Here is an 11,262-nt window from a genome sequence, read left to right on the forward strand (position 1 = left end):
GAGCCCTCGACCAGGGCCGTACGTCCAGCGCGCTCTGTCGCCGCTGAGCCCTACCGGCTCGCTTCGCACACGTCGCCTCGTCGTGCCCCCTGGGCGCGGCCGACTCCTTAAGGCCCGACACGCCATGACTCAGCACGACCCTGTCCAGAAAGCCCGCGCCGACCTGACCGCCGGCATCAACAAGCTCTTCGCCGCCTCGGCCATGTCGGCCAGCGGACACGGCAACATCAGCGTCCGGATCCCCGGCCACGACGACCGCCTGCTCGTCAACGCCGGTGAGCTGCTGCGCCCGTGGCCCGCCGACGACCTGCGGGTCGCGGCGCCCGCGCTGCGCACCGTCAACGACCACGTCGTCGTGGTCGGCCTCGACGGCACTGTCCACGAGGGAACTCCCAGCCCGTCGGTGGCCGCGATCCTGAAGATGCACATCGGCGTCTACCAGGCCCGGCCCGACGTCAACGCCGTCATCCACACCCATTCGCCGTACGCCACCAGCTACGCCCTCGCCGGTGTGTCGCTGCCGGCCCGGTACGAGGCCCTGCTGGTGCACGGCCAGCCGGTCGACATCCCCGTCGCGCCGTGGGCGCCACGCGGCACCGAGGAGGCGGTGCGGTCGATCGCCGAGACGTTCGCGGCGCACCCCCGCACGTACGCGATCCTGCTCGGCAACCACGGCCTGCTCGTCGCCGGCGACTCCGCCCGGCACGCCGCGAGCCTCGTCGTGGCGATCGAGGAGGCGGCCGTCTCCAGCATCGGCGCCGAGCCGCTCGGCGGCCCGGCCCCGTTCCCCGACCACGTCCACGACCTCGACCTGCGCCTGCGCTTTGAGGAGCCGACCGCATGACCACCCGTAGCCGCCGGATCGCCGGCGCCCTCGCCGCCGTCCTGCTCACCACGTCGCTCGCCGCCTGCGGTGAGGACGACGCGCCCGCCGCGGCGAGCGCCGACGGACTCACCACCGTCCGGCTCGCCTCGTCGCCGCTGGGCCACCTCGCGCCCATCTACCTGGCCCAGGAGCGGGGCATCTTCGCCAGGCACGGCCTCAAGGTCGAGGTCGACACCGAGACCTCCGACCTGACCTCCGTGCCGGCCGTGCTGGCCGGCAAGGTCGACTTCGCCACCGGCGACCTCACCACGCTGATCGTCGCCCGGTCCAAGGGCCTGGACGTCAAGGCCGTGGTGCCGGCCTCGGCGTCCACCGGCAAGGCCGGCGCCGACTACGGCGCCCTGGTGGTCAAGGGCGACTCCGGCATCACCAGCGCCAAGCAGCTCGAAGGCAGGACCGTCTCGGTCAACATCCTCACCAACATCGCCGCGGCGGCGGCCCGCGAGGCCGTCCGCGCCGACGGCGGTGACCCGGCGAAGGTCAAGCTGGTCGAGATCCCGTTCCCGCAGGCGCCCGCGGCGGTCGGCGCGGGCCGGGTCGACGGCGCCTGGGTGGTCGAGCCGTTCCTGTCGGCGGCCAAGGCGCAGGGCGCGGTGCCGGTCGGCTGGGGCTTCACCGACCTGGCCCCCGACCTCACGGTCTCCGCCTGGTACGCGGCCGGCTCCTACGCCTCGAAGAACGCGAAGACCGTCACGGCCTTCCGGGGCGCGGTGCGTGAGGCGTACGCGTACGCCCGCGACCACGAGGACGAGGTACGCGCGAAGATCCCCACGTTCACCGAGATCAAGCCGGAGGTGGCCGCGAAGATCACCCTGACCGGCCTGCGTGACGAGGTCAGCCGGCAGGCCGCCGAGAAGCTCGCCGGCTACGCCCAGCGCGACGGGCTCATCACCACCACACCCGACCTCGACGAACTGATCCTCAAGTGAGAAGGGGTTGGCTCGGCGCCGTGGGCCTGGCGGGCGCGGCCACGGCGTACGAGATCCTCGCCCGCCTGATCCTCGGCCCCGAGCACGTGCCGCCGCTGAGCGCTGTGGTTCCCGAGGCGCTGCGACTGCTCACCGGGGAACGGTTCTGGACGGCGACCGGTCGTACGCTGGCGGCGGTGGCGGTCGGCCTGGTCATCGCGCTGGTCGCCGGCATCCTGGCCGGGTTCGCGCTCGGCTCCGTGCCGCAGGTGCGCCGGGCCACCTCCTCCACTCTGGACTTCCTGCGGCCGGTCCCGTCGATCGTGCTGATCCCGGTGCTGGTGCTCGTGCTCGACGTCCGGCAGATCACGGTGCTGCTGGTCGCCGTGTCCTGCTTCTGGATCGTCGTGTTCCAGGTGCTCTACGGCCTGCGCGACGTGGACCGGGTGGCGGTCGAGACCGCCCGCGCCTTCCGGCTCGGCCGGCTGGCCCGGATCGTGCACGTCACCTGGCCCACGGTGCTGCCGTACCTGGGCACGGCGCTGCGCCTGATCGTCTCGGTCGCGCTGGCGCTGGCCCTGACCGGCGGGCTGGTGATGGGCGCCGCCGGGCTCGGCGAGATGATCTGGAGCAGCCAGGAGTCCGGCGAGTCCACCGGCATGTACGCGCTGGTGCTGCTCACCGGCGGGCTCGGCATCGGCCTCGACCAGCTCGCCCGGCTGGCCGAGCGGCGGCTGCTGCACTGGCACGTGGCGACCCGCCGGGAGGCCGTGGCATGAAGGCCCTCGGTTACGCGCTCGGCCTGCCCGCGGTGCTCGTGGCCGCCTGGTGGGTGGCCAGCGACGGCAGCACCAACGTGTTCCTGCCGCCGCTGCGCACGATCGTCGAGGCGTTCGGGGACGTCTGGTTCTCCGACACGTTCGTCAGCGACGTGGTGCCCAGCCTGTGGCGCCTCGCCGCCGGTTACGCGATCGCGCTCGCCGCGGGCGTCGTACCCGGCTTCGTGATCGGGCGGTGGGCGGTGCCCCGCGCGCTCACCGGCCCGCTGCTGGCGTACTTCCGGGTGCTGCCCGCCCCGGTGCTGATCCCGGTGCTGCTGGTCGCGGTCGGCATCGGCGACGCGACCAAGCTGATCGTCATCACTGTGGGCGCGGTCTGGCCGATCCTGCTCAACACCGCCGACGGCGTCCGCGCCGCCGACGAGGTCGGGTTGGAGACCGCCGCGGCGTACCGGCTGCCGCGCCGCACCCGGCACCTGCTGGTGCTGCGCGGCGCCAGCCCGCAGATCTTCGCCGGCGCCCGTCAGGCTCTCGGCCTGTCGATCATCCTGATGGTGGTCAGCGAGATGCTGATGAGCACCGACGGGCTGGGCTTCACAGTGGTGCAGTTCCAGCGCAGCTTCGCCATCCCGCAGATGTGGAGCGGGGTGCTGCTGATCGGCCTGCTCGGGTTCGGGCTCGCCAAACTCTTCGAACTCGTCGAGCGGCGCGCGTTGCGCTGGCATCGCGGCCACACCGGACAACTCACGGAGCGACCATGACCTCCCTGCTCGAGATCGCCGGGGTCGGCAAGACCTACCGGGCCCGGGAACGCACCGTCGAGGTGCTGACCGAGATCGACCTGACCGTGTCCGAGGGCGAGTTCGTCGCGCTCGTCGGCCCGTCCGGCTGCGGCAAGACCACCCTGCTCAAGATCGTCGCCGGGCTGCTGCCGGCCACGGCGGGACAGGTCCGGTTCGGCGGCCGTCCGGTCACCGAGCCGCCGCCCGGCCTCGGCGTCGTCTTCCAGGAGTACGGCCGCAGCCTGTACGCCTGGAAGACGGTCCGGCAGAACGTCGAGCTGCCGCTGCGGCACCTGGGCCTGAGCCGGGCGCGGCGGCGGGAACTCGTCGCCGACGCGCTCGACGCGGTCGGTCTCGGCGCGGCCGGCGACGCGTACCCCTGGCAGCTCTCCGGCGGCATGCAGCAGCGCGTCGCGATCGCCCGCGCGGTCGCCTACCGGCCCCGGCTCCTGCTGATGGACGAGCCGTTCTCCGCCGTCGACGCGCAGACCCGCGCCGACCTGGAGGACCTGGTGGCCGCGTTGTGGAAGCGCTACGGCATGACCATCGTCTTCGTCACCCACGACATCGACGAGGCGGTCTACCTCAGCCGGCGTGTGGTGGTGCTCGGCACCGGCGTCTCCGGCGTCCAGGCCGACATCCCGGTCGATCTGCCCGCCGACCGGGAGCAGGTCGGCACCCGTTCCTCCGCCCGCTTCGGCGAGCTGCGCACCCGAGTGTGGACGCAGGTCCGCCGTACCCCCGACGGCGAGCCGCACGCTCGCCGGACACCCGAGAGCGAGATGGTATGAGCAAGGCCCGCTGGACCGACACCGGCGGCGGCGAGGGCCCGCTGTGGTCCTTCCGAGTCGGTGAGGTCGAGGTCTTCCCGATCCGCGAGGTCGACTACTTCGTGGACCCGGCCGAGTTCTTCCCGCAGCTGGCGACCGAGTCGTGGACCGACGGCGCGTTCTACACCCGGGAACCGTTCACCCACGACGGCCGGATCCTGCTCAACCAGGAGGCCCACCTGCTGCGTACGCCCGACCGGCTGATCCTGGTCGACGCGGGCGGCGGCAACGGCAAGCCACGCAACGGCGGCGTGTTCGACCGGGCGGACCGGCCGTTCCTGGAACAGTTCGCCCGCGCCGGGGTGTCGCTCGGCGACATCGACACCGTCGTCTTCACCCACCTGCACGTCGACCACGTCGGGTTCGCCACCAGCGCGGACGGCCGCGGCGGCTGGGAGCCGACCTTCCCGAACGCCCGGTACCTGGTGGTCCGGGAGGAGTTCGACTGGTGGACCGGCCCGGACGGCGCGCGAGCCATGCAACGGACCGGCGACTACATCGCCGACAGCATCCTGCCGCTGCGCGACGCCGGAGTGCTCGACCTGATCGAGGCCGACCACGTCCTGTCCCCGCAGGTGCACCTGGTGCCGGCGTTCGGCCACACGCCGGGCAACGTCTACCTGGTCGTCGAGTCGGCCGGGCAGCGGGCGCTGTTCGCCGGCGACATGCTGCACCACGGCGTCCAACTGGAACGGCCGGAGTGGAGCATCCGCTACTGCGTGGTGCCGGGCGACTCCGCCGACCAGCGCCGCCGGCTGCTCGAACGGGCCGCCGACTCGGGTGACCTGCTCGTGCCGGCGCACTTCCCGTTCCCGGCGGCCGGGTACGTGCGCCGGGCCGAGCGCGGCTTCACCTACACGTTCCTCGACGTCTGATGTTCATCGCCGACTTCCACACCCACCACGCCTGTCCGGACTATCCCGCGGTGCTGCCGCACAACGCCACGGGCGTGCTCGCCGCCCGCTGGGCCGACACGGCCCGGCGGGTCGCCGACCTCGACGGCCTGCTCGCCGAGTCCGGCCGGCACGGCGTGGACCTGCGCGTCCTCAGCGCCCCGCCGGCGATGGTCACACCGCACGGCGAACGGACACGGCCGGACGACCAGCGACGGCTCAACGACCATCTGGCCACCGTGGTCGCCGGGGATCCGGGCCGCCTCGCCGGGCTCGCCACGATCGACGCCTTCGGCGGCGACGCGGCCGCCGGGGAGGTGGTCCGGGCCGTCCGCGAGCTGGGCCTGCCGGGCATCGTCGTCGACTGCGCCGCAGCGGACGGGCGGCTGCTCGGCGACCCGGCCGCCCGTCCGACCCTGTCCGCCGCGGCCGAGCTGGGCGTGCCGGTCTTCGCGCATCCGATCAGCAGGTCCACGCTGACCGCCGAGTTCGCGGGCCTGGGCCGGCTCGGCACGTCGCTGGCCCGCGGCACGATGAACGCCGCCGCGCTGCTGTCCCTGCTCACCGGCGGCGCCCTGGCCACGCTGCCCGGCCTGCACGTGGTCTTCCCGATGCTCGGGGTGGCCGGCCTGGCGCTGGCCGCCGCCACGGACGAGGGCGCGTTGCTCACCGCGCCCGACCGCCGCGCCCACGTGTACGCCGACACGATGGGCTTCGCGCCGTCGGCGATCCGCTTCGCCACCGACCTGCTCGGCGCCGACCATGTGGTCGTCGGCGGGGACTGGCCGGTCGCCGAACGGGAAACCACCCGGGAGCGGGTCGAGGCGGCGCTGCGCGGCGCGGGCCTCGACCCGGACGAGCGCGCCCTGGTGGCCGGCGGCAACACGCTGCGCCTGCTGGGGCGCGGCTGAGACGCCGATCAGGCCGGCGCCGATCCCGTCCCCGCCGCGGCCAGCGGGGCCGCGCCGAACGACACCGCGAACCGCTTGCACCAGATGGACACGCTGCGCAGCCCGTCCAGGTCCACCGACGCCGGGATGTCGTACGCCTGGTCGCCGATGTTGCCCTTGAGGCGGCCCAGTTCCACCCAGCGGCCGTCGTCGAACACCTGCCAGCCCGCGCGGCCGGTCAGCACCTTCCGGTCGGTGAGCCAGACCCGCAGGTCGGGACCGTCCGACGTGTTCAGTCCCCGCAGCAGCAACTGGCGGCGGCCGTCGGCGAGACGGACCAGCTGCGCCCGGCCGGACGTGTCGTGCTCGTGGGTGACGAAGTCGCCGGCGGCGAGGACCACGTCGGCGGGCGCCTCGCCGGTGGCCGGCGGGCCGCTCGTGCCGGCCGTCGGCGTCTCCGTCACCGACGGCAGCGCTTCGCGCACCTCGCGGTCGGTCACCAGCCGCCACGGCTGGAACAGGTACAGGCTCACCCCGAGACCGGCGACGATCACGACGGCGAGCACCGACAACACCACACGTCTTCTGCCCATGTCGTGAACCGTAGGCCCGGACGGGGCCGGCGGATCTTTCCGTCCGCTTACGGCCCGACCGCGGCCCGCCGCACCGGGACGCCGGTGGGTAGCGTCAGGCCCATGGAGCGCTACGTGCTCGTCGTCGACGACGACCGGACGGTGAGCGACGTCGTCCGGCGCTATCTCGAACAGGACGGCTACCGGGTCCGGCTGTCGTTCGACGGGGCGGACGCGCTCATCGCGGCCGGGGAACAGCCGCCCGACCTCGTGGTCCTCGACCTGATGATGCCGGGCCTCGACGGCATCGAGGTGTGCCGGCGGCTGCGTCGCCGGCTGCCGGGACTGCCCGTCGTCATGCTCACCGCGCTCGGCGACGAGGCCGACCGGGTCGCCGGGCTGGAGGTCGGCGCGGACGACTACGTGACGAAGCCGTTCTCCCCACGGGAACTGGTGTTGCGCATCCGGTCGGTGCTGCGGCGCACGGCCCGCGACGACCGGGGACCGGCCGGGGTGCTGCGCGACGGCGACCTGACCGTCGACGCCGACCGGCGGGTCGCCGAGCGTGGCGACGACCCGCTGGCGCTGACCGTGCGGGAGTTCGACCTGCTCGCGTTCCTGCTGGCGAACCCGGGGCGCGCGTGGTCCCGGGCCGAACTGCTGGACCGGGTGTGGGGCTGGCGCTTCGGCGACCAGTCGACAGTCACCGTCCACGTCCGGCGGTTGCGGGAGAAGATCGAGGACCGTCCCGCGCAGCCGTGCCGCATCGTCACCGTGTGGGGCGTCGGCTACCGCTACGAGCCGCTGGCGTCCCGGTGAACGAGCTGCTGGTCATCGGGTTCTACGCCCTGCTGGCCGGCGCGGTCGTCGGCGCGCTCGGCGTGGGCGCGCTGCGGCTGGTGCGCCGCCGGTCGATCCTCGTGCACATCGCGGTGCTGCTCGCGGTCACGATCGCCTCGGTGACGGCGGGCGTCACCGCTGTCGCGCAGGCCATGTTCCTGTCCGCACACGACCTGCAGGTCGTCCTCGTGACGGTCGCGGCGTCCGCGGCGGTCAGCCTGGCCGTCGGCGTGGCGTTCGCCCGCCGGCTGGCGCGGGCAGCCGTCTGGGCCGACCAGGCCCGCCGGCGCGAGCGGCAGCTGGAGGCCGGCCGCCGCGAGCTGGTCGCCTGGGTCTCCCACGACCTGCGGACGCCGCTGGCCGGCCTGCGGGCGATGGCGGAGGCGCTGGAGGACCGGGTGGTCGACGACCCGGCGACGGTGGCCGAGTACCACCACCGGATCCGGGTCGAGACCGACCGGATGACGCGCCTGGTCGACGACCTGTTCGAGCTGTCCCGGATCAACGCCGGCGCGCTGCGGCCCGCGCTGTCCCCGGTGCCGCTCGGCGACGTCGTGTCCGACGCGATCGCCGCCACCGCGCCGCTGGCCGCCGACCGGGGGGTGCGCGTGCTCGCCCCGGAGGCCGGCTGGCCCACGGTCCGGGCCGCCGAGGCCGAACTCGCCCGCGTCGTCACGAACCTGCTCGTCAACTCGGTGCGGTACACGCCGCCGGACGGCACGGTGCGCGTCGACGCCGGCCACGACGAGGGCGACGTGTGGTTCGCCGTCTCCGACACCTGCGGCGGCATCCCCGAAGCGGACCTGCCCCGGGTGTTCGACGTGGCGTTCCGGGGGACACGGGCCCGAACACCGGCCGGCGTCGACCAGCCCGCGCCGGCCGGTGGCGGGCTGGGCCTGGCCATCGTGCGCGGCCTGGTCGAGGCGCACGGCGGGCGGGTGCACGCGCACAACGTCACCGGCGGCTGCCGGTTCGTCGTCCGCCTCCCGCCCGCCTGACCTCCCGCCGCGCCGGGTCAGCCGGCGTCCGGGGGACCGGTCTCCACCAGGCGCCCGTCGACGAGCCGCAGCCAGCGGTCGACCCCGATCGCGGCGAGGAACCGCTCGTCGTGGCTTACCACGAGCAGCGCCCCCTGGTACGCGTCCAGCGCGCTCTCCAACTGGCCGACGCTCACCAGGTCGAGGTTGTTCGTCGGCTCGTCGAGCAGCAGGAGCTGCGGCGCCGGTTCGGCGCCCAGGACGCAGGCCAGGGTGGCCCGCAGCCGCTCGCCGCCGGAGAGCACCCCGGCCGGCAGGTGCGCCCGGGCGCCGCGGAACAGGAACCGGGCCAGCAGGTTCATCCGCTGCGCGTCCGGAGCCTGCGGCGCGAACGCGGCCAGGTTCTCCGCCACCGTACGGTCCAGGTCCAGCAGGTCCAGTCGCTGCGACAGGTAGGCGATCCGGCCGTCGGCCCGCTTGATCCGGCCGGCCTCGGGCTCCAGGTCGCCGCTGATCAGGCGCAGCACTGTGGACTTGCCGGCGCCGTTGGCGCCGAGCAGGGCGATCCGCTCCGGACCTCGGATCGTCAGGTCGACGCCGTCGGCGGCGAACAGGGGCTCGTCGCCGTACCGGACCTGCATCCGTTCGGCGGTCAGGAGCGTACGTCCGGCCGGCACGTTTGTGGCGGGCAGCTCCACCGAGATCTTCTGCTCGTTGCGCAGCGCCCGCTCGGCCTCGTCGAGCCGGACCCTGGCGTCGTCGACCCGCCCGGAGTGCATCTCGTTCGCCTTGCCCGCGGCCACCTGCGCGTCCCGCTTCATGCCGCCGGCGACGATCCTCGGCAGCCCTGCGTTCTTCAGGTTGCGGGCGGCGTTGCCGGCCCGGCGGGCCGCCCGCTCGCGGGCCTCCTGCAACTCGCGCTTCTCCCGCTTGAGTTCCTGCTCGGCGTTGCGGACGTTCTTCTCCGCCACCTCCTGCGCGGCGCGCACCGCCGCCTCGTACTCGGTGAAGTTCCCGCCGTGGAACCGCACCTCGCCGCGGTCCAGTTCGGCGATGCGCTCCATCCGGTCCAGCAGCGCCCGGTCGTGACTGACGAGCAGCAGGCAGCCGTTCCACTGCTCCAGCACGTCGTAGAGCCGGTGCCGGGCGTCGAGGTCGAGGTTGTTCGTGGGCTCGTCCAGCAGCAGCACGTCGGGCTGCTTCAGCAGCTGCGCCGCCAGGCCGAGGGAGACGACCTGCCCGCCGCTGAGGGTGTCCAGGCGCCGATCGAAGGCGAGGCCGCCGAGGCCGAGCCGGTCGAGCTGCGCGCTGGTGCGCTCCTCGATGTCCCAGTCGTTGCCGATGGTGGTGAAGTGCCTCTCGTCGGCGTCCCCGGACTCGATCGCGTGCAGCGCCGCGATCAGCGGGGCGATCTCCAGCACCTCGGCCACTGTGAGGTCGCCGGACAGCGGCAGGCTCTGCGGGAGATAGCCCAGCAGGCCGTTGACCGTGATCGAGCCGGCGGTGGGCCGCTGTTCACCGGCGATCAGCTTGAGCAGCGTGCTCTTGCCGGCGCCGTTCGGCGCGACCAGACCGGTACGGCCTCCGCCGAGCGTGAAGGAGAGGTCCTGGAAGACCGCTGTGTCGTCCGGCCAGGAGAAGGTCAGGTTCGAGCAGACGATGAAGGAATGGGACATCGGGGAGACAACCTCGGAGTGAGGGCGGGCGGACCGGAGCCGCCCGGCAGGGGACAGGTCTCGGGGAACGACGAAGCGACCACGGCGAACGGCGCTGATGCGCGTGCCGGTGGTCTGTCACATGCCCGGGCTCACCCGGAGATGTCGTCGTCACCCGCCATGTCTGGTCTCCCTGCTTGCCAGTCCTGGACTGGATCACTCCGCTCCACCGTAGCACCGGCCGGCGGCGGGCGGCGTGGAGGAACCGGACGTGACGATGCCCTCCGCCGCCGACGCGGCCCTATGCTCCTGGCCATGTCCCTGGTGAGTGCGGGCGGCGCGAGCCGCTGGTTCGGGCCGGCCGGATCCCCGGCCGGGGACGCCCAGGTCTTCGTCTTCCCGTACGCCGGCGGCGTGGCGGCGTCGTTCGCGCAGTGGCAGGAGCTGGCCGAGCCGGAGCTGTCGGTGCACGTCGCGCTGATGCCGGGCCGGGGCGCCCGGCTGCACGAGCCGCCCGTCGACGACCTGACCGAGGTGGTGGACCAGCTGGCGACCGCCGTCACCGAGCGGGCGTCCGGACCGTTCCTGCTGTTCGGCCACAGCCTGGGGGCGCTCGTGGCGTTCGAGGTGGCCCGGGAGCTGCGCCGTCGCGGCGCACCCGCTCCGCTGGCGCTGCTCGTCGGCGGCGCGGAGGCGCCGCAGACCCGGCTGGTGCGGCGGCGCGTCCACGATCTCGACGACACCGGCCTGATCGACGCGTTGCGCGACTTCGGGGCCACGCCGGCCGGGCTGCTGGCCGACCGCGAGCTGATGGAGCTCGTCCTGCCGGGGGTACGGGCCGACTTCGCGCTGTCCGAGCGGTACGCCTACCGTCCCGAGCCGCCGCTGGACCTGCCGGTGCACGTGCTGCTCGGCGACGGCGACGAGCACGTGGACCCGGACCGGGCCGCCGGGTGGGCGCGGGAGTGCGTGACCGCGCCGCGGCGGCACGTCTTTCCCGGCGGGCATTTCTTCCTTACCGACTGTGAGCCGGAAATCATCGACCTAATGCGACACATCGTCGTCAGTCACACCGCTGTACCGGAATAGGCGACAAAGAACGGGTAAGGACCCGTACCCGCTCCGGACCTTCCACAATGTCCGGTATTCGACCTGGTGAATCGGCGAGAGGCGATGCTAAAGTTCGCCATCCGTTCGCCGAAGGGACGTCGCTGACGAGGCGGCATACTGTCGCGTGCGCCGAGGTGTTC

The 11,262-nt window shown here is 73.4% G+C and carries 12 protein-coding genes; 10 read left to right on the plus strand and 2 right to left on the minus strand.

The window, feature by feature from the left end:
- Nucleotides 1–124 precede the first annotated feature (124 nt).
- Genes FHU28_RS16695 through FHU28_RS16725 form a run of 7 tightly spaced genes read left to right on the plus strand, consistent with a single transcriptional unit; the run spans nt 125 to nt 5,989 of the window.
- The gene (locus FHU28_RS16695; RefSeq protein ID WP_184685252.1) at nt 125–844 is read left to right on the plus strand and encodes a class II aldolase/adducin family protein; all 720 of its coding nucleotides are present in this window, start codon (nt 125–127) and stop codon (nt 842–844) included.
- Nucleotides 841–1,815 carry an ABC transporter substrate-binding protein gene (locus FHU28_RS16700; RefSeq protein ID WP_184685254.1) on the plus strand — a complete coding sequence of 325 codons (975 nt, stop codon included), beginning with the start codon at nt 841–843 and terminating at the stop codon, nt 1,813–1,815. Before FHU28_RS16695 ends, FHU28_RS16700 begins: the two co-directional genes overlap by 4 nt.
- Before the next feature lie 20 nt (nt 1,816–1,835).
- Nucleotides 1,836–2,573, plus strand: a complete 738-nt coding sequence (locus FHU28_RS16705; RefSeq protein ID WP_221453223.1) for an ABC transporter permease — start codon at nt 1,836–1,838, stop codon at nt 2,571–2,573.
- On the plus strand, nt 2,570–3,334 hold the full coding sequence (locus FHU28_RS16710; protein ID WP_184685258.1) for an ABC transporter permease: 765 nt from the start codon (nt 2,570–2,572) through the stop codon (nt 3,332–3,334). The genes FHU28_RS16705 and FHU28_RS16710 overlap by 4 nt, the downstream gene beginning before the upstream one ends.
- On the plus strand, nt 3,331–4,146 hold the full coding sequence (locus FHU28_RS16715) for an ABC transporter ATP-binding protein (protein WP_184685260.1): 816 nt from the start codon (nt 3,331–3,333) through the stop codon (nt 4,144–4,146). Before FHU28_RS16710 ends, FHU28_RS16715 begins: the two co-directional genes overlap by 4 nt.
- Nucleotides 4,143–5,060, plus strand: coding sequence for an MBL fold metallo-hydrolase (locus FHU28_RS16720; RefSeq protein WP_184685262.1), 918 nt, complete (start codon nt 4,143–4,145; stop codon nt 5,058–5,060). Before FHU28_RS16715 ends, FHU28_RS16720 begins: the two co-directional genes overlap by 4 nt.
- The gene (locus FHU28_RS16725) at nt 5,060–5,989 is read left to right on the plus strand and encodes an amidohydrolase family protein (RefSeq protein ID WP_184685264.1); all 930 of its coding nucleotides are present in this window, start codon (nt 5,060–5,062) and stop codon (nt 5,987–5,989) included. The genes FHU28_RS16720 and FHU28_RS16725 overlap by 1 nt, the downstream gene beginning before the upstream one ends.
- Nucleotides 5,990–5,997: 8 nt before the next feature.
- Here the strand turns inward: FHU28_RS16725 and FHU28_RS16730 are convergent, their stop codons facing one another.
- Complete coding sequence (locus tag FHU28_RS16730) at nt 5,998–6,561, minus strand: DM13 domain-containing protein (RefSeq protein WP_184685266.1); 564 nt, start codon at nt 6,559–6,561, stop codon at nt 5,998–6,000.
- A gap of 102 nt (nt 6,562–6,663) precedes the next feature.
- Between FHU28_RS16730 and FHU28_RS16735 the strand changes: the two genes are divergently transcribed.
- Together FHU28_RS16735 and FHU28_RS16740 are read left to right on the plus strand one after the other, a co-directional pair.
- Nucleotides 6,664–7,359, plus strand: a complete 696-nt coding sequence (locus FHU28_RS16735; RefSeq protein ID WP_184685268.1) for a response regulator transcription factor — start codon at nt 6,664–6,666, stop codon at nt 7,357–7,359.
- Entirely contained in the window at nt 7,356–8,378 is a 1,023-nt protein-coding gene (locus FHU28_RS16740) for a sensor histidine kinase (protein WP_184685271.1), read from the plus strand. Before FHU28_RS16735 ends, FHU28_RS16740 begins: the two co-directional genes overlap by 4 nt.
- A gap of 17 nt (nt 8,379–8,395) precedes the next feature.
- On the opposite strand, the gene abc-f is transcribed toward FHU28_RS16740, so the two are convergent.
- A complete protein-coding gene (gene abc-f, locus FHU28_RS16745; protein ID WP_184685273.1) occupies nt 8,396–10,033 on the minus strand; it encodes a ribosomal protection-like ABC-F family protein in 1,638 nt (545 codons plus the stop codon).
- Nucleotides 10,034–10,327: 294 nt separating this feature from the next.
- Here abc-f and FHU28_RS16750 point away from each other — a divergent pair, with 294 nt between their 5' ends.
- A complete protein-coding gene (locus FHU28_RS16750) occupies nt 10,328–11,101 on the plus strand; it encodes a thioesterase II family protein (protein WP_260413031.1) in 774 nt (257 codons plus the stop codon).
- Nucleotides 11,102–11,262: the final 161 nt, after the last annotated feature.

Source organism: Micromonospora echinospora (assembly GCF_014203425.1).
GTDB lineage: Bacteria > Actinomycetota > Actinomycetes > Mycobacteriales > Micromonosporaceae > Micromonospora > Micromonospora echinospora_A.

What these genes read in the sequence shown, in the direction of transcription:
- FHU28_RS16695 (WP_184685252.1), top strand. Translation starts at nt 125, where the DNA reads ATGACTCAGCACGACCCTGTCCAGAAAGCCCGCGCCGACCTGACCGCC.
- FHU28_RS16700 (WP_184685254.1), top strand. Translation starts at nt 841, where the DNA reads ATGACCACCCGTAGCCGCCGGATCGCCGGCGCCCTCGCCGCCGTCCTG.
- FHU28_RS16710 (WP_184685258.1), top strand. Translation starts at nt 2,570, where the DNA reads ATGAAGGCCCTCGGTTACGCGCTCGGCCTGCCCGCGGTGCTCGTGGCC.
- FHU28_RS16715 (WP_184685260.1), top strand. Translation starts at nt 3,331, where the DNA reads ATGACCTCCCTGCTCGAGATCGCCGGGGTCGGCAAGACCTACCGGGCC.
- FHU28_RS16720 (WP_184685262.1), top strand. Translation starts at nt 4,143, where the DNA reads ATGAGCAAGGCCCGCTGGACCGACACCGGCGGCGGCGAGGGCCCGCTG.
- FHU28_RS16725 (WP_184685264.1), top strand. Translation starts at nt 5,060, where the DNA reads ATGTTCATCGCCGACTTCCACACCCACCACGCCTGTCCGGACTATCCC.
- FHU28_RS16730 (WP_184685266.1), bottom strand. Translation starts at nt 6,561, where the DNA reads ATGGGCAGAAGACGTGTGGTGTTGTCGGTGCTCGCCGTCGTGATCGTC.
- FHU28_RS16735 (WP_184685268.1), top strand. Translation starts at nt 6,664, where the DNA reads ATGGAGCGCTACGTGCTCGTCGTCGACGACGACCGGACGGTGAGCGAC.
- abc-f (WP_184685273.1), bottom strand. Translation starts at nt 10,033, where the DNA reads ATGTCCCATTCCTTCATCGTCTGCTCGAACCTGACCTTCTCCTGGCCG.
- FHU28_RS16750 (WP_260413031.1), top strand. Translation starts at nt 10,328, where the DNA reads ATGTCCCTGGTGAGTGCGGGCGGCGCGAGCCGCTGGTTCGGGCCGGCC.